17 protein-coding genes are annotated in these 14,903 nt (G+C 34.3%); 3 read left to right on the top strand and 14 right to left on the bottom strand.

Annotated features, from left to right (window positions below; translation table 11 throughout):
• The 14 genes from rpsQ to rpsL all read right to left on the bottom strand — a co-directional run bounded on the left by rpsQ (position 1) and on the right by rpsL (position 8,336).
• Positions 1–261, bottom strand: coding sequence for a 30S ribosomal protein S17 (rpsQ, locus tag HNP99_RS06940; RefSeq protein WP_072945395.1), 261 nt, complete (start codon positions 259–261; stop codon positions 1–3).
• A gap of 17 nt (positions 262–278) precedes the next feature.
• A complete protein-coding gene (gene rpmC / locus HNP99_RS06935) occupies positions 279–470 on the bottom strand; it encodes a 50S ribosomal protein L29 (RefSeq protein WP_026707011.1) in 192 nt (63 codons plus the stop codon).
• Positions 471–483: 13 nt separating this feature from the next.
• The gene (gene rplP, locus HNP99_RS06930; RefSeq protein WP_173852652.1) at positions 484–909 is read right to left on the bottom strand and encodes a 50S ribosomal protein L16; all 426 of its coding nucleotides are present in this window, start codon (positions 907–909) and stop codon (positions 484–486) included.
• 18 nt (positions 910–927) lie between these two features.
• Positions 928–1,677 carry a 30S ribosomal protein S3 gene (gene rpsC, locus HNP99_RS06925; RefSeq protein ID WP_026707012.1) on the bottom strand — a complete coding sequence of 250 codons (750 nt, stop codon included), beginning with the start codon at positions 1,675–1,677 and terminating at the stop codon, positions 928–930.
• A 6-nt stretch (positions 1,678–1,683) separates the two neighbouring features.
• Positions 1,684–2,094, bottom strand: a complete 411-nt coding sequence (gene rplV / locus HNP99_RS06920) for a 50S ribosomal protein L22 (RefSeq protein WP_173852650.1) — start codon at positions 2,092–2,094, stop codon at positions 1,684–1,686.
• Positions 2,095–2,100: 6 nt separating this feature from the next.
• Positions 2,101–2,379, bottom strand: coding sequence for a 30S ribosomal protein S19 (rpsS, locus tag HNP99_RS06915; protein WP_007136562.1), 279 nt, complete (start codon positions 2,377–2,379; stop codon positions 2,101–2,103).
• A 6-nt stretch (positions 2,380–2,385) separates the two neighbouring features.
• Positions 2,386–3,210 (bottom strand): 50S ribosomal protein L2, encoded by an 825-nt coding sequence (rplB, locus tag HNP99_RS06910; protein ID WP_026707014.1) that lies wholly within the window; start codon positions 3,208–3,210, stop codon positions 2,386–2,388.
• Positions 3,211–3,219: 9 nt separating this feature from the next.
• Positions 3,220–3,510, bottom strand: coding sequence for a 50S ribosomal protein L23 (rplW, locus tag HNP99_RS06905; RefSeq protein ID WP_026707015.1), 291 nt, complete (start codon positions 3,508–3,510; stop codon positions 3,220–3,222).
• A 6-nt stretch (positions 3,511–3,516) separates the two neighbouring features.
• Positions 3,517–4,146: a 50S ribosomal protein L4 gene (rplD, locus tag HNP99_RS06900; protein ID WP_173852648.1), complete on the bottom strand. Its 630-nt coding sequence runs from the start codon at positions 4,144–4,146 to the stop codon at positions 3,517–3,519.
• Complete coding sequence (rplC, locus tag HNP99_RS06895; protein WP_026707017.1) at positions 4,146–4,763, bottom strand: 50S ribosomal protein L3; 618 nt, start codon at positions 4,761–4,763, stop codon at positions 4,146–4,148. Before rplC ends, rplD begins: the two co-directional genes overlap by 1 nt.
• Positions 4,764–4,919: 156 nt before the next feature.
• Complete coding sequence (gene rpsJ / locus HNP99_RS06890) at positions 4,920–5,225, bottom strand: 30S ribosomal protein S10 (protein ID WP_007803605.1); 306 nt, start codon at positions 5,223–5,225, stop codon at positions 4,920–4,922.
• Between the two features lie 10 nt (positions 5,226–5,235).
• Positions 5,236–7,392, bottom strand: a complete 2,157-nt coding sequence (gene fusA, locus HNP99_RS06885; protein ID WP_173836777.1) for an elongation factor G — start codon at positions 7,390–7,392, stop codon at positions 5,236–5,238.
• Positions 7,393–7,402: 10 nt separating this feature from the next.
• The gene (gene rpsG, locus HNP99_RS06880) at positions 7,403–7,879 is read right to left on the bottom strand and encodes a 30S ribosomal protein S7 (RefSeq protein WP_173852647.1); all 477 of its coding nucleotides are present in this window, start codon (positions 7,877–7,879) and stop codon (positions 7,403–7,405) included.
• A 73-nt stretch (positions 7,880–7,952) separates the two neighbouring features.
• Complete coding sequence (rpsL, locus tag HNP99_RS06875; RefSeq protein WP_007136570.1) at positions 7,953–8,336, bottom strand: 30S ribosomal protein S12; 384 nt, start codon at positions 8,334–8,336, stop codon at positions 7,953–7,955.
• A 179-nt stretch (positions 8,337–8,515) separates the two neighbouring features.
• Between rpsL and HNP99_RS06870 the strand changes: the two genes are divergently transcribed.
• From HNP99_RS06870 to HNP99_RS06860, 3 genes are all read left to right on the top strand, one after another.
• A complete protein-coding gene (locus HNP99_RS06870; protein ID WP_173852646.1) occupies positions 8,516–10,210 on the top strand; it encodes a BamA/TamA family outer membrane protein in 1,695 nt (564 codons plus the stop codon).
• A gap of 84 nt (positions 10,211–10,294) precedes the next feature.
• Positions 10,295–13,378, top strand: a complete 3,084-nt coding sequence (locus HNP99_RS06865) for a SusC/RagA family TonB-linked outer membrane protein (protein WP_173852645.1) — start codon at positions 10,295–10,297, stop codon at positions 13,376–13,378.
• A 10-nt stretch (positions 13,379–13,388) separates the two neighbouring features.
• Positions 13,389–14,891, top strand: coding sequence for a SusD/RagB family nutrient-binding outer membrane lipoprotein (locus HNP99_RS06860; protein WP_173852644.1), 1,503 nt, complete (start codon positions 13,389–13,391; stop codon positions 14,889–14,891).
• Positions 14,892–14,903: the final 12 nt, after the last annotated feature.

The following is a 14,903-nucleotide window of genomic DNA, read 5'->3' as shown; positions in this document are numbered from 1 at the left end:
TTATTTAGCTCTTTCTAGGATTTCAACTAATCTCCAACATTTAGATTTACTTAAAGGACGCGTTTCGCTAATTCTTACAGTATCTCCAATATTACAGTCGTTTGTTTCGTCGTGTGCAACATATTTCTTTGTTTTCAACACGAACTTACCGTATAATGGGTGTTTTACTTTACGAACTTCTGCAACAACAATAGATTTATCCATTTTGTCTGAAGTTACAACACCAATTCTCTCTTTTCTTAAATTTCTTTTTTCTTCCATCTTTCAGCAGATTACAATTATTGTAACTCTCTTTTTGTAAGTTCTGTAGCTAATCTTGCAACTGTTCTTCTTACACCTCTAATTTGAAGTGGATTCTCAATTGGAGAAATAGCGTGAGCCATTTTTAGATCGGCATATGCCTTCTTAGTTTGACTAAGTTTTTCTTGCAACTCCGCTGCAGAAAGATCTTTTATTTCTGATTGTTTCATAATATAATATAGATTATGCTTCGAAATCTCTAGCAACAACGAATTTAGTTTTTACTGGAAGCTTTTGAGCTGCAAGACGTAACGCCTCTTTTGCAACTGACAAAGGAACTCCTCCAACTTCAAACATAATTCTTCCGGGTTTAACAACGGCAGCCCAATACTCAACTGCACCTTTACCTTTACCCATACGTACCTCAAGAGGCTTCTTAGTAATTGGTTTGTCTGGAAATATTTTGATCCATAATTGCCCCTCTCTTTTCATAAAACGAGTTGCAGCGATACGCGCAGCTTCAATTTGACGAGAAGTTAGAAACATTCCATTTTCATGTACAGATTTAATACCAAACATTCCATTAGAAAGTTCATGCCCTCTTCCAGAGTTCCCTTTCATTTTACCTTTTTGTACCTTACGGTATTTTGTTCTTTTAGGCTGTAACATTTTTCTTTAATTTAAAAATTACTTTCTTTTACGAGCGTCTGGTTTACCACCTTTGTTAAAGTTAGATTTTCCACGAGGAGAATCACCACCTTTTCCACCAGATTGTTTCTTGTCCATTCCAGCAAGTGGAGAAAGATCTCTCTTTCCGTAAACTTCACCTTTCATGATCCACACTTTGATACCCATTCTACCATAAGTAGTATGCGCCTCAGCAAGTGCATAATCAATATCAGCTCTGAAAGTTGATAAAGGAACTCTTCCTTCTTTGAAACCTTCTGAACGAGCCATCTCAGCACCATTCAAACGACCAGAAATCAAAACTTTGATACCTTCAGCGTTCATACGCATAGAAGCAGCAATAGCCATTTTGATTGCACGTCTGTAAGAAATTCTGCTTTCGATTTGACGGCAGATACTTGTTGCAACTAAATAAGCATCAAGTTCAGGTCTTTTAATTTCAAAGATGTTGATTTGAACCTCTTTGTCAGTAATTTTCTTAAGTTCTTCTTTTAACTTGTCTACCTCTTGCCCACCTTTCCCAATAATGATACCAGGTCTAGCTGTAGTGATAGTAACGGTTACAAGTTTCAAAGTTCTCTCGATGATTACTTTTGATACACTAGCTTTTGATAAACGAGCATGGATATACTTTCTGATTTTATGATCTTCGGCAAGTTTATCACCATAATCATTTCCACCATACCAGTTTGAGTCCCATCCTCTGATGATACCAAGTCTATTTCCAATTGGATTTGTCTTTTGTCCCATCTTGTATTAAATTGCTTGTGTGTTATTAATAGATCCAAGCACGATTGTTACGTGATTAGAACGTTTTCTAATTCTGTGTGCACGACCTTGTGGAGCCGGACGAAGTCTTTTCAACATCATTCCACCATCTACTCTGATCTCCTTAACAAATAAACCTGCTTCTTCCATATTAGCATCAGGGTTTTTTGCTTGCCAATTGGCAATAACAGATAAAACCAATTTCTCTAATTTTCTTGAAGCTTCTTTAGAACTAAATCTTAAGATGTTAAGTGCTCTTTCTACCTTCTGACCTCTTACCAAGTCCGCTACTAAGCGCATTTTTCTAGGTGAAGTAGGGCAGTTATTCAATTTCGCGAAAGCAATAGACTTATTAGCCTCTTTTCTCGCATCTGCTGTTTCTCTTTTACGAACTCCCATTGCTTCTTATTTTTTACCTTTATTTTTTGCTCCAGCATGACCTCTAAAAGATCTAGTTGGTGAAAATTCTCCTAATTTGTGACCTACCATGTTTTCAGTTACATAAACCGGTACAAATTGACGACCGTTATGAACTGCGATAGTCTGACCAACAAAGTCTGGAGTAATCATAGAAGCTCTAGACCATGTCTTTACAACTCCTTTATTCCCACCTGCTATGTTTTCTTGAACTTTCTTGTCTAACTTATAATGAACGAAAGGTCCTTTTTTTAATGAACGTGCCATATCTTATTATTTCTTTCTACGTTCTACGATATACTTGTTACTCGGGTTTTTCTTAGAACGAGTTCTATAACCTTTTGCTGGTATTCCATTTCTTGAACGTGGATGTCCACCAGAAGAACGTCCTTCACCACCACCCATTGGGTGATCGACAGGGTTCATTGCAACAGGTCTTGTTCTAGGTCTTCTACCTAACCATCTTGTTCTACCTGCTTTTCCAGATACAACTAATTGATGATCAGAATTAGAAACCGCTCCAATTGTAGCCGAACATGTCAACAAGATTAATCTTGTTTCACCAGAAGGCATTTTAATAGTAGCATATTTCCCATCTCTTGCCATTAACTGAGCAAATGTACCAGCAGAACGAGCAATAACAGCCCCCTGACCTGGACGTAACTCAATACAAGAGATTACAGTTCCTAATGGAATTTTACTCAATGGTAACGTATTACCAATTTCTGGCTGAGATTCTGGTCCTGAAACTAATTTCTGACCAACCTTCAATCCATTTTGAGCAATAATATAAGTTTTCTCACCATCAGCATAAGCTAACAAAGCGATAAACGCAGTACGATTTGGATCATATTCTATTGATTTCACAGTAGCAGGAATTCCTTCCTTAGTACGTTTGAAATCAATAATACGATATCTCTGCTTGTGACCACCACCCGTATAACGCATGGTCATCTTTCCTTGACTATTTCTACCTCCAGAGTTTTTTATCGGCGCTATCAAAGAGCGTTCCGGCTTATCAGTTGTAATGGCGTCATAACCATTCACAACTCTAAATCGCTGACCTGGGGTAATAGGTTTTAATTTTCTTACTGACATTTTTCTATCTTAGATATTGTTGTAAAAATCAATTGTTTCTCCTTCTTTTACTTGAACAATTGCTTTCTTAATTGCATTTGTTTTTCCAGTAATTAAACCACTTTTAGTGTATTTTGTAGTTCTATCCGGTCTTACGTTCATCGTGTTAACACTCAAAATAGTTACACCATAAGCAGCTTCAACAGCTTTCTTAATCTCAACTTTATTTGCTTTTTTGTTAACAACGAATCCGAAGCGGTTTAAAACTTCACTTTCTTTGGTTACTTTTTCTGTTACTATAGGTTTAATTATGATACTCATATCCTATTATTTACTTAAATTTTCTTCAATTACTTCCAAAGAACTCTCTAAAAGTACTAAATTATTAGCGTTTAATATAGCATAAGTGCTTAATTCTAAGCTACTTACAACACTAGCCGCTTTTAAATTGCGTGACGACAAATATACGTTTTTATTCGTATTACCCAACACAAACAGCGATTTTTTATTCTCTAACTCTAAAGCCTTCAAAACATTAATGAAATTTTTAGTGTTTGGAGCATCAAAACTAAAGTCTTCAAGAACAATAATATTTGACTCTTTTGCTTTCATTGAGAAAGCAGATTTTCTTGCTAAACGCTTCAAGTTTTTATTCAATTTAAATGAATAACTTCTTGGCCTAGGTCCAAAAACCGTTCCCCCACCTTTAAACAATGGATTTTTAATACTTCCCGCACGAGCAGTACCTGTTCCTTTTTGCTTTTTAATCTTACGTGTACTTCCCGCAACTTCAGCTCTTTCTTTAGCCTTGTGCGTTCCTTGTCTTTGATTAGCTAAGTATTGCTTAACATCAAGGTATACAGCGTGATTATTTGGTTCAATTGCGAATACTGAATCAGAAAGTTGAACTTTTCTCCCAGTATCTTTTCCGTTGAAATCTACTACTTTTACTTCCATTACTTGTGAATGATTACATAAGAGTTATTATGACCAGGAACACATCCTTTGATCACAAGTAGGTTCTTTTCAGTAACTACTTTTAAAACTCTAAGGTTTTGAATGTTTACATTTTCTCCTCCCATACGTCCAGCCATACGCATTCCTTTGAATACTCTAGATGGATATGAAGAAGCTCCTACAGAACCTGGCGCTCTTAAACGGTTATGTTGACCATGAGTTGCTTGACCAACACCACCAAAACCGTGACGTTTAACAACCCCTTGAAAACCTTTACCTTTAGATACACCTTGTACATCTACAAATTCTCCTTCTACAAACATAGAGACATCAATAAGATCCCCTAATTTTTGTTCTGTTGCAAAATTTTGGAATTCAACGACTTTTTTCTTAGCTACAGTTCCCGCTTTTTTAAAGTGACCTAAAGCCGCTTTAGTGGAATGTTTCTCGTTTTTGTCATCGAAACCCAGTTGCAACGCTTCGTACCCGTCAACACCTTTGGTTCTGACTTGGGTAACAACACAAGGACCAGCTTCGATTACTGTACAAGGAATGTTTTTCCCGTTTTCATCAAAAATGCTAGTCATGCCGATTTTTCTACCAATTAACCCAGACATAAATATTAATTATTAATTATTAAATATAAAAATAGAACACATCATTTAAGTGAACTCTTATTTTTAAAGTGGTGCAAAAGTATAACTTATTTACACACAATCCAAAAAAAGTTTTCACTTAAACAAAGTGCCCTCAATTTTCCTTTATTAAGATACTTAAACTTTGATCTCTACTTCAACTCCACTAGGCAATTCTAATTTCATTAAAGCATCAATTGTTTTAGATGAAGATGAATAAATATCAATTAATCTCTTATATGACATTACTTCAAATTGTTCTCTCGCTTTTTTGTTAACGTGTGGAGAACGCAATACTGTAAAAAGTTTTTTGTGAGTTGGCAATGGGATTGGCCCTGTAACAACTGCACCAGTAGTTTTAACTGTTTTTACAATCTTTTCAGCAGACTTGTCTACCAACATATGATCGTAAGATTTTAGTTTTATTCTGATTTTTTGACTCATTTTCTTAAAATTAAGCGTTTCCTTTTGCTTTTTTGATTACTGCTTCCGAAATATTAGAAGGCGTTTCTGCGTAGTGTGAGAATTCCATAGTTGAAGTTGCACGACCTGAAGACAAAGTCCTTAAAGTTGTAACATATCCAAACATTTCAGATAATGGCACATCGGCTTTAATAGTTTTTGCTCCATTTCTATCACCCATGTCATTAACTTGACCTCTACGACGGTTGATATCACCAACGATATCTCCCATGTTTTCTTCAGGAGTAATAACTTCCATTTTCATGATAGGCTCAAGAATTACAGCTCCAGCAGCTTTAGCTACTTCTCTATAACCCATTCTAGCAGCTAACTCAAAAGAAAGTGCATCAGAATCCACAGGGTGGAAAGATCCATCCAATAAAGTTACTTTTAAACTATCAACTTGGTATCCTGCTAAAGGACCAGTCTTCATAGCTTCTCTAAATCCTTTCTCTACAGAAGGAATATATTCTTTAGGAACGTTACCACCTTTTACAGAGTTAACAAACTGTAATCCAACAGGAGCCTTACCATCAACTTCATCTGCAGGCTCTAAAATAAATACGATATCACCGAATTTACCACGACCACCAGATTGTTTTTTGTAAGTCTCTCTATGCTGAGCAGTTCTAGTAAACGCTTCCTTGTATTCAACTTGAGGTTCACCTTGGTTTACTTCAACTTTAAATTCACGACGCATTCTATCTACTAAGATATCCAAGTGAAGCTCACCCATACCAGAAATAATTGTTTGACCTGAAGCCTCATCAGTTCTAACTGTAAACGTAGGATCCTCTTCAGCTAATTTAGCCAAAGCCATACCCATTTTATCTACGTCAGCCTTAGTTTTAGGCTCAATAGCGATACCAATTACTGGTGCAGGAAATTTCATAGACTCAAGAATAATTGGGTGTTTTTCATCACACAATGTATCTCCAGTTTTAATATCCTTAAATCCAACTGCCGCTCCAATATCTCCAGCTTCGATATAATCGATTGGATTTTGTTTATTAGCATGCATTTGGTAGATACGAGAAATTCTTTCTTTATTTCCTGAACGCGTGTTCAAAACGTAAGAACCAGCATCCAAACGACCTGAATAAGCACGGAAGAAAGCTAAACGACCTACGAATGGGTCAGTAGCAATTTTAAATGCTAAAGCAGCGAAAGGCTCTTTAACATCTGGCTTACGCAAGATTTTAGTTTGATCTTCTTCTAATAACTCAGCATCATCAGGATGAATTCCTTCAATCCCGTCTTTATCCATTGGAGATGGCAAATATTTACATACCGCATCTAACATGAATTGAACACCTTTGTTTTTAAAAGACGACCCTGCAATCATAGGTATGATCGCCATATCCATTACAGCAGCTCTTAAAGCAACATTGATCTCTTCCTCTGTAATAGATTCTGGATCTTCCATATACTTATCAAGTAAATTCTCATCGTAATCAGCTACTGCTTCGATAAGAATATCTCTGTATTCTTTAACTTCATCAACCATATCAGCAGGAATATCAACAACTTCATAAGTTGCACCCATTCCAGCATCATCCCAAACAATAGCTTGGTTTCTTACTAAATCAACAACACCTCTAAAGTCATTTTCTTCACCAATAGGTAAAGTAATCGCAACAGCATTAGATTTCAACATATCTCTTACTTGTTGACATACCATCAAAAAGTTAGACCCTTGTCTATCCATTTTATTAACGAATCCAATACGAGGCACTTTATATTGATCAGCTAATCTCCAGTTAGTTTCTGATTGAGGCTCAACACCATCAACAGCACTAAACAAGAAAACTAAACCATCAAGAACACGTAAAGAACGGTTTACTTCAACTGTAAAGTCAACGTGTCCCGGTGTATCGATAATATTAAAGTGATAAGGTAGCGTCTCAGGTAAAATTTTACCTTGAGTAGTTGGAAAATTCCATTCACAAGTTGTAGCTGCCGAAGTAATTGTAATACCTCTTTCTTGCTCTTGTGCCATCCAGTCCATTGTCGCAGCACCATCGTGTACTTCACCAATTTTATGTGATTTTCCTGTATAGAATAATATACGCTCAGTAGTTGTTGTTTTACCAGCATCAATATGAGCAGCAATTCCTATGTTTCTTGTATATTTAAGTTCTCTAGCCATTTCTTAAGAATTAAAATCTAAAGTGAGAGAACGCTTTATTAGCCTCTGCCATCTTGTGAGTATCCATTCTTTTCTTAACTGCAGCACCTTCCTCTTTAGCCGCAGCTAAACATTCATTTGCCAACCTTTGAGCCATAGATTTTTCGTTTCTTCTTCTTGAATAAAGAATCAACCATTTCATAGCCATAGAAATTTTTCTATCCGGTCTAATTTGCATTGGAATTTGAAATGTAGCTCCACCTACTCTACGACTACGTACTTCTACGTGAGGCATAACGTTAGTTAAAGCGTCTTTCCAAATTTCTAATGAAGGTTTTTCTGCATCTTGCTTTTTAGATTCTATAATGTCAATTGCATCATAAAAAACTTTAAAAGCTGTTGATTTCTTACCATCCCACATTAGGTTGTTCACAAAACGTGTTACCAATTGGTCGTTAAACCTTGGATCTGGTAAAAGTGGTCTTTTCTTTGCCGCTCTTTTTCTCATGTCTTTTTTTTAATAAAATACCATACTTATAAAGTTGTAATAAATCACAACACTAGAAGCATATTATTTTAAATTACTTTTTTGCTTCTTTTGGGCGTTTAGCTCCGTACTTAGATCTTCTTTGCGTTCTTCCTGCTACTCCTGACGTATCAAGTGCACCACGAACGATGTGATATCTAACTCCTGGTAAATCTTTTACCCTTCCACCCCTAACTAATACTATCGAGTGCTCTTGTAAATTGTGTCCTTCACCAGGGATGTAGGCATTTACTTCATTACCATTTGTCAAACGTACACGCGCTACTTTACGCATTGCAGAGTTTGGTTTTTTTGGTGTTGTAGTGTAAACACGCGTACAAACCCCTCTTCTTTGAGGACAAGAATCTAAAGCAACCGATTTACTCTTCTTAGTTATCTGAGTTCTTCCTGTTCTTACTAATTGTTGAATTGTTGGCATAATTAATACTAAAAATTTATTATGTATATTTAATTCCCGCTTTTTACGGGGTTGCAAATGTATAAAATATTTTTTACTCTACAAATGTTAATCCATTAATTTTCAATAACATTATTTATCAATTCCTAAATATTTAAACAATAGCAGAATTTTACATTACTTTTATCAAAAAAAAACTCTTGAAAAAACTCTTAATATTTATACTAATCCTTATATACCAATCGAATTGCCATTCCCAGCAATTAAATTTAAAAATTAGCGGAGAAAACTCATTCGAAACAACTTCAATAGATTCATTAAACTACCAAACAATACATCCAAACCTTAATTCAATTCAAAACACAATAACCCAACTAAATGAAAGATTAATCAAAAAGGGTTTTTTAGAATGTAAAATAATTGAAATAAAAAAAATAAACGACACAACTTATCAAGCTAAACTGAATCTTAAAAAAAAAATAAGATACATTACTATCTATAGCGATGAAAATAATCTTTTAAGCAAAACAGCAAAACCAACTTTAAAAAGCAACAGCGTCACACTACACTATTCAGAAACAGATAATTTCTTAAAAAATACTTTAAAAAAACTCGAAATAGAAGGATACCCTTTAAGCAAATTGAAATTTCTAAATACAACAATAAACAACGACACACTTTACACGAACCTCAATATTGTTTATAACCAACAAAAAAAAATAAACGCCATCGTCGTAAAAACAGAAGACAAATCAGCCAGCATATTTCCAAAAAGTCATCTATATCAAATTAGTCAAAAATACAAAAACAAGATTCTCACAAAAGACATCGTAAATCAACTTTACTTAGATTTTCAAAAATTCAACTATATAGATCAAATAAAGTATCCCGAAATATTGTTTTTAAAAGACAGCACAAAAATCTACATCTATCTTGAAAAAAGAAAAGCAAACACATTTGACGGATTCATTGGCTTTAACAACAACGAAAAAAACAAATTAAAAGTAAACGGTTATCTAGACTTAAATCTAGAAAACACAATTAAATCAGGAGAAAGAATTGCGATATTCTGGAAAAGTGACGGAAATCAACAAACGACATTCAAGGCAAACCTTGAAATCCCCTATTTATTCAAAACTCCATTAGCATTAAAAACAGAACTATCAATATTTAAACAAGACAGTACTTTTCAAAATACTAAAACAGGAATAAACATTGGCTACTTATTTAATTACAATAGTAAAATCTACTTAGGATATTCAGCGACTACCTCAAGTGATATACAAAACACAAACAGTACCATCATTACTGACTACAAAAATAGTTTCTTCACAATGAATTATGAATACTTAAATAAAAATCAACTCTTAACATACGAAACAAAATCAAGCATTAAAATCAAGAGTGGATTTGGAAAAAGAAACCTTCTCACTGAAAACCCAAATTTAAGCACAAACAAACAATTTTTTATAGAATCGGAAATAACCTACGTATTTTACATTAATAAAAAAAATAACATTAATTTAAGAAATCAGACTTATTTTTTACAAAGTAAAGAATATCTAAATTCAGAACTTTATAGATTTGGAGGCATAAATTCGATTAGAGGATTTGAAGAAAACAGCTTACAAGCTAGTAGTTATTTAACTTTTTTGAGCGAATACAACCATATTGTTAACTCCAATTTCAAAATACATACACTGCTAGATTATAGCATATTAAAAAATTCAGAACCAGAAAAAAACTCAACAAAAATATTCGCATTAGGAGGAGGAATCACTATTAACAATAAAAACAACAATTTAAAATTATTGATAGCTAGTGGAAATCAAAATATCAAAACCATACGATTTAACAATACAATAATCCATATCCAATACACTGTTAAATTTTAACTTTTATAAAAAAAAGAGGATTTTATATTAGGAAAGTTAACAAATTATTATGATTTTCGCATAACTAATTCAAAATAATATAAAATGAAACTAAAGTTCAACGGAATCTTAGTACTATTACTAGTACTTATGGCGCAACTAACTTTTGCGCAAGAAAGAACTGTGACGGGAATTGTTTCTGATAATACAGGAATGCCTATACCAGGTGTTAATGTGTTAATCAAGGGATCAAAGATCGGAACACAGACAGACTTTGATGGTAAATATGCAATAAAAGCATCGCCAAGTCAAACAATCATCTTCAACTACATTGGGATGAAAGCTCAATCAGTAGTCGCTACGTCAACTAATGTTAACATTACTATGACAGGAACAGCAACTGAACTTGAAGGAGTGGTAGTTACTGCATTAGGTATCAAAAGAAAACCTAAAGAATTATCTTACTCAATTGAAAACATCAAGAGTGACGATTTAACTAAAACTAGAGCGGTAAATGTTGCTACAGCATTATCTGGTAAAGTTTCAGGTTTACAAGTAAACGTTATCAACAATGGTGTTAATCCAACTACTAGAGTTGTTTTAAGGGGTAATAGATCATTACTAGGTAATAACGAAGCGCTTATTGTTATTGATGGTTTCCCATCTGCAAGAGGTGTACTTGACCGTATTAACCCTAATGATATTGACAATGTAACTATATTAAAGGGTGCAAATGCATCTGCTTTGTATGGTGCTGAAGCTGCAAATGGTGTAATGGTTATTACAACTAAAAAGGGTAATGGAAAATTATCTATCACATACAACAGTTCTCTACAAATGGAAAGCGTTGCTTATTTACCAGAATTTCAAACTGAATTTGGTGCTGGTGGATTTCCTGATGGAACTTTACTTCCTTTAGAAAACGTTAACTGGGGACCACGTTTTGATGGTCGTTTAGTAGATGCTAGTGAAACATTAGATGATGGTTCAGTATGGCAAGTACCTTTTTCTCCTGTAAAAAACAATATTAAAAACTTTTTCAATACTGGTATCTCAACTAGACATGGAATAACTTTTAAAGGCGGTGATGAATTGAGTGATTTTCTTTTCTCTATTGATCAAACGAACACTACTGGTACTGTACCAAAGGATACTTACAACAGAACTAATGTTAGGTTAAAAGGAAGTAGAAAATACAACAAACTGACTGTAGGAGGAAATGTAAGTTTCTTTAGAGCACACTCTAACCAAGTAAGTGAACAAGCTGGTAGACAAGAAAGACCGGTATACTGGAATGTAATAAACACACCAGCACACATTCCTTTAGATCAAATGAAAAATTGGAGAACAGGTGAATTTACAAGAAATGAAGTTTCTTACTACAGATTTTATGAAAATCCATATTTCATTATTGACACACAAAGAGAAAAAACAGATTACACAGAATTTAATGTATTATCAAACATTGATTATGATGTAAATGACTGGTTCACTATCTCTTTAAACAATGGATACACAAGTTATTCTTCAAACTTCAAAAGAGAATTTGAAGCATTTACATATGCTTTCCATTTAGCAGACACATATTCAGAGATGGAAGCTTATGGTGCTAAAACAGCTTCTAGCTTAGGTAATGGTCAACGTTTAAATACTGATTTACTTCTTAAATTTGACAAAGACATTAACAAAGGCTTTAATGTTAAATTAACTTTAGGAGCAAATTCTAGATTGGAATCTGCAAATTCAATGGCGGTAAGTGGAGATAACTTAATTATACCAGATTTCTATAACGTTTCAACAAGAACAGGAGATTTAACTGGTTCAGAAGCTACTAGCATGTTTAGAAGACAAGGTGTGTACGGAGAACTTACTTTAGGATATAAAGAATATCTTTTCTTAACTGGTACTGCCAGAAACGACTGGTCTTCTGCTTTACCTAAAGACAATAATTCTTTCTTCTATCCTGGAGCAGGTCTTTCATTTGTAGCTTCAGAAGCTTTCCCTGGAATAACTAGCGACAACGGTATCGATTTATTAAAAGCTACCTTTAACGTGACTAAAACAGGTAATGACCCAACTGCATACCAAATACAAGGAGTATTCGCTGCACCTGATGGATTCCCATTTGGTTCAACTGTAGGATTAGGACAAAGTCTAAGAGATCCAGATGCTCAATTAAATCCTGAATTTACTTTATCAAAAGAAATTGGAATTGAATTAGGATTATTTAGAAGCCGTTTAACATTTACTGCTGCTGCATATCAATCTAATAGTACTGACCAAATTGTACCAATCAATGTATCTTTAGCTTCTGGAGCTTCAAGTATTTTAACTAATATTGGAGAAATAGAAAACAAAGGACTTGAATTAGATTTAAAAGGTACGATAGTTAAGACTGAGAATTTTAGTTGGAAAGCGGGTGTTAACTACGCGGGTATTAAATCAGAAGTTGTCTCATTAATCGATGGAATTGATGAAGTTAACATTGGTGGTTTTGCTGATGCTCAAATTGTAGCAAAAGTAGGAGAATCATACCCTTTAATCAAAACTACATCTTATTTAAGAGATTCTGAAGGAAGAGTAATTGTAGGAGCTAATGGAAACCCATTAAAAGATTCACAAAATCAAACACATGGTCAAACAGCTCCTAAATACATCATGGGTTTAAACACAACATTCACATACAAAGGATGGACTTTATATGCTGTTGGTGATTATAGAACAGGACATGTATTTTACAACAACTTAAATGATGCACTTGAATTTACAGGTTTATCTCAACATAGTACTACTTCTGGAAGACAGCCATTTGTATTTCCTAACTCATCTTATTCTGATGGTGCTGGAGGATATGTTGCTAACACAAATCGTTTAACTGCAGGTGGTGGAAACGCTTTCTGGGACGAGTATAATGAAGTTAAAGAAAACTATGTAACTGATGCTACAACTCTTAAATTAAGAGAAATTTCATTATCATATGACTTCTCACCTGATTTTACAGATAGAATTGGTATCAAGTCTATGAATATTGGTGTTTTTGGTAGAAACCTTATGACTTGGAGACCAAAATCTAACGTTACTACAGATCCTGAATTTAACTTTACATCAGGAAACGCAGTAGGTGTAGGTACACAAGCACAAACACCTCCAACAAGACAATTTGGTCTTAATTTGAATGTAACATTTTAAAAAAAAAATTATGAACATAATAAGAATCATAAAATCATGTGCAGTACTATCTATTACTGCCTTGATTACAGTAAGTTGTAGTGATTATTTAGATGTCAACGACAATCCAAATGATCCAGCAATATCTACACCACGATTAACATTACCAGTTGCCGAGCATAACCTTGCTATACTAAACGCTCAAGACATGACTTATTTAGGGCAGTACTTAGCTTATAACTGGGCAACACCGTCAAACTGGTCAACAAACCAAGAGTTTTACAGATACACTATTAACACAAGTTTTTACAATCAAGTATTTGAAGAGTCTTATGGAGTAATCTTTAGAGATTTAACATACGTTCAAAACTATGAAGATCCAAACGGTGTTATAGATTATAGCGCTTATAAATCAATAGCTTCAGTGCTAAAAGGATTTCAATATCAGTATTTAGTAGATCTTTACGGAGATGTCCCATATACAGAAGCGAATTTAAGAAGTGCTAATATCACTCCTAAATATGATGATGCTCAAACAGTTTACAAAGCTGTAATAGATGATTTAACAGCTGCTGCTAACACAGCGTTAAACTTACCTGTAAATGCTGAAAATCCAGGTACTCAAGACATCATAAACCATGGAGACATGAATAAGTGGGCACAATTTGCTAATTCAGTAAAATTAAGAATGCTAGTACGTTTAAGTAATACTGGACAAGACACTTACATCAAAGATCAAATAGCATTAATCAATGCTAATGGAGCAGGTTACATTACATCAGACATAATTTCTAACCCAGGCTACACTGACAATGAAGACAAACAAAATCCTTTCTTTGGATATTTCAGGAAATTTTCTACTGGAGCCGAAACAGATAGAGGAGATTATACTGTTGCAAGTGATTATGCTATAACGTATTTAAGTAACACTGATGATTTACGTTTAGAAAGGTTATATGCTGCTCCAGCTAGTGGAAGTACTTATAAAGGAGCTACACAAATTACGTCTCTTCCTGCTGTGGGATTCACATCTAAAGATTTATCAAAAGTTGGACCTGGATTACTTGTTAGCACAGTACAAGACCAACCAATAATGATTATGCCAGAAATACTTTTAATACAAGCAGAAGCTATTTCAAGAGGATATATTCCTGGTGGAGATGCTGCAGCAAAAGCTAAATACGAGGAAGCAATAACTGCTTCATTTGTAAAATTACAAGTTCCAGATGCAGCAAACGAGGCTATGACTTATTATAATCAACCAATAGTAAATGTTTCATGGGCTTCATCACCTAATAAAATTGAAGCAATTATTACTCAAAAATGGGTAGCATTAAATGGTACATCATCTATTGAGTTATGGATTGAAAAAACAAGAACTGGATTTCCATCAGGACTACCAATACCTTCTGAAGGTGGTGGTGTACGCCCAGTGAGGTTACTTTATCCAGGTTCTGAAGTCTCAAGAAATAGTCTAAATGTGCCAGCTCAAACAGCACAAACTGCTTTTACTGATAATCCATTCTGGAAATAAAAAACTAAAAAA

The sequence above is a fragment of the Flavobacterium gelidicaeli genome, from assembly GCF_013294005.1.
Classification (GTDB): Bacteria; Bacteroidota; Bacteroidia; order Flavobacteriales; family Flavobacteriaceae; genus Flavobacterium.
Note: the sequence above shows the minus strand (reverse complement) of the source record. Positions and strands in the feature narration are given on the sequence as shown.

Bases quoted from the DNA above. Each gene is read 5' to 3' on its own strand.
- rpsS (WP_007136562.1), bottom strand. From the start codon at position 2,379: ATGGCACGTTCATTAAAAAAAGGACCTTTCGTTCATTATAAGTTAGAC.
- rplB (WP_026707014.1), bottom strand. From the start codon at position 3,210: ATGTCAGTAAGAAAATTAAAACCTATTACCCCAGGTCAGCGATTTAGA.
- rplW (WP_026707015.1), bottom strand. From the start codon at position 3,510: ATGAGTATCATAATTAAACCTATAGTAACAGAAAAAGTAACCAAAGAA.
- rplP (WP_173852652.1), bottom strand. From the start codon at position 909: ATGTTACAGCCTAAAAGAACAAAATACCGTAAGGTACAAAAAGGTAAA.
- rplD (WP_173852648.1), bottom strand. From the start codon at position 4,146: ATGGAAGTAAAAGTAGTAGATTTCAACGGAAAAGATACTGGGAGAAAA.
- rplV (WP_173852650.1), bottom strand. From the start codon at position 2,094: ATGGGAGTTCGTAAAAGAGAAACAGCAGATGCGAGAAAAGAGGCTAAT.
- HNP99_RS06860 (WP_173852644.1), top strand. From the start codon at position 13,389: ATGAACATAATAAGAATCATAAAATCATGTGCAGTACTATCTATTACT.
- rpsG (WP_173852647.1), bottom strand. From the start codon at position 7,879: ATGAGAAAAAGAGCGGCAAAGAAAAGACCACTTTTACCAGATCCAAGG.
- HNP99_RS06865 (WP_173852645.1), top strand. From the start codon at position 10,295: ATGAAACTAAAGTTCAACGGAATCTTAGTACTATTACTAGTACTTATG.
- rplC (WP_026707017.1), bottom strand. From the start codon at position 4,763: ATGTCTGGGTTAATTGGTAGAAAAATCGGCATGACTAGCATTTTTGAT.
- rpmC (WP_026707011.1), bottom strand. From the start codon at position 470: ATGAAACAATCAGAAATAAAAGATCTTTCTGCAGCGGAGTTGCAAGAA.
- rpsQ (WP_072945395.1), bottom strand. From the start codon at position 261: ATGGAAGAAAAAAGAAATTTAAGAAAAGAGAGAATTGGTGTTGTAACT.
- fusA (WP_173836777.1), bottom strand. From the start codon at position 7,392: ATGGCTAGAGAACTTAAATATACAAGAAACATAGGAATTGCTGCTCAT.
- rpsL (WP_007136570.1), bottom strand. From the start codon at position 8,336: ATGCCAACAATTCAACAATTAGTAAGAACAGGAAGAACTCAGATAACT.
- rpsJ (WP_007803605.1), bottom strand. From the start codon at position 5,225: ATGAGTCAAAAAATCAGAATAAAACTAAAATCTTACGATCATATGTTG.
- rpsC (WP_026707012.1), bottom strand. From the start codon at position 1,677: ATGGGACAAAAGACAAATCCAATTGGAAATAGACTTGGTATCATCAGA.